The 1,381-nt window shown below is 69.8% G+C and carries 2 protein-coding genes; both read left to right on the top strand.

What is annotated here, in order from left to right; translation table 11 throughout:
- The first annotated feature begins 220 nt into the window (after nt 1-220).
- Nucleotides 221-502: a MerR family transcriptional regulator gene (locus ACFWXO_RS45555; RefSeq protein WP_380533193.1), complete on the top strand. Its 282-nt coding sequence runs from the start codon at nt 221-223 to the stop codon at nt 500-502.
- Between the two features lie 393 nt (nt 503-895).
- Complete coding sequence (locus ACFWXO_RS45550; RefSeq protein ID WP_380533190.1) at nt 896-1,258, top strand: hypothetical protein; 363 nt, start codon at nt 896-898, stop codon at nt 1,256-1,258.
- The last annotated feature ends 123 nt before the right edge of the window (nt 1,259-1,381 follow it).

Raw genomic sequence — 1,381 nt, 5'->3', positions numbered from 1 at the left:
CCAATCCTCTACCCCCCCCCCCCCCCCCGGGGCCCCGGGGTATTTTCACGCCCGGCCCCGGGCGGGTTGTGGGGTTTTTCCCCCTTGGGGGCCCGGGCCCCCACAGGGCGCGGGGGCCCCTCGACGCGTTCTCCCCGAGAACCAGAAAGGTGCAGTGACTACAACGGCCAGCCCCGACACACCCGACAGGCTCGACGACGACGACTACCCCGCTTACACCATGGGCCGCGCCGCCGAGATGACGGGCACCACCCCCGGCTTCCTGCGAGCCCTCGGCGAACACCGCCTCATCACCCCCCTGCGCTCCGACGGCGGCCACCGCCGTTACTCCCGCTACCAGCTACGGATCGCCATGCGGGCCCGCGACCTGGTCAACCAGGGCACCCCCATCGAAGCCGCCTGCCGCATCGTCGTCCTCGAAGACCAACTCGAAGAAGCCCTGCGCATCAACGAACACCTCCGCCGCTCCCCACACCGCCAGGAGCCCACCGCAGACACGTGACCGCCCGCCGGCCCGAGAGCGAGAAGCCCCGACACCGGCGTCCTCGACGCCCTCAACCGCGCTCACTGCAGCAGTCCGCAGCGCCCTGCCCGCCAGTCCTTTCAAAGCCCGGACCGAAGCGGCGCGCGAGCACTCCGCCGAAGGTGACGGCGACAGGAGCGCATCATCCAACCTGGGCGGCGAGCTGACGCCGGACATGACGAAGGCCCTCGGCTCTGCGGGCTCCACCGTCACCGCCCTCGGTGCCGGCCCTGCTCGTCACCGCCGGCCGGCGCGATCCAGGCGACGGCCCGGCCCTCACAGCTGCCGTACAGCAGGCGCAGGGACGATGACCGCCATGGCCGGTGCCCAGGCCCTTGGGCCCGCGGAGGGCGATGTCATATTCTGTGGGACATGTCGACCCCTGACGGGCTGCTCATCGACATCGCGGCGATGGTCGAGTCCGAGCACAGCAACCAGATGTCCCTGACCGTAGTGGTCCCCGGGGCCGTGATCACCGGCAGACTCGCCCCGGTGGCCCTGTGGTTGGAGCGGGTGGCCGAGGTCCTCCAGTCGTCGGAGCACCTGAAGCCCTTCGCCACTCTCTTCGCCCCGCCCGCCGACGCGCCGCCCGCACGGCCCACCCATCTGCATCTCCACCGAGCGAGGATCCTGCAGGGCGACTTCGGACTGCCCCACACCGGCGGCATGTACCGCATCGCCATCGAGGACATCAGCAGCTGGACGGTCGGAGACCTCAGCTACTCCGACTCCTGACCGCCGCAGCAGGCCACGTGACTACCTACTGGGCTTGATTCGCTTTGACGGACACCCCTGATCAGGGGCTTCGGCCCCGGTAAGGATGATGTCCATCATGGAGAGCATGGGGAAGAAGAAGCC

The sequence above is a fragment of the Kitasatospora sp. NPDC059088 genome, from assembly GCF_042738155.1.
Taxonomy (GTDB): Bacteria; Actinomycetota; Actinomycetes; order Streptomycetales; family Streptomycetaceae; genus Kitasatospora.
Note: the sequence above shows the minus strand (reverse complement) of the source record. Positions and strands in the feature narration are given on the sequence as shown.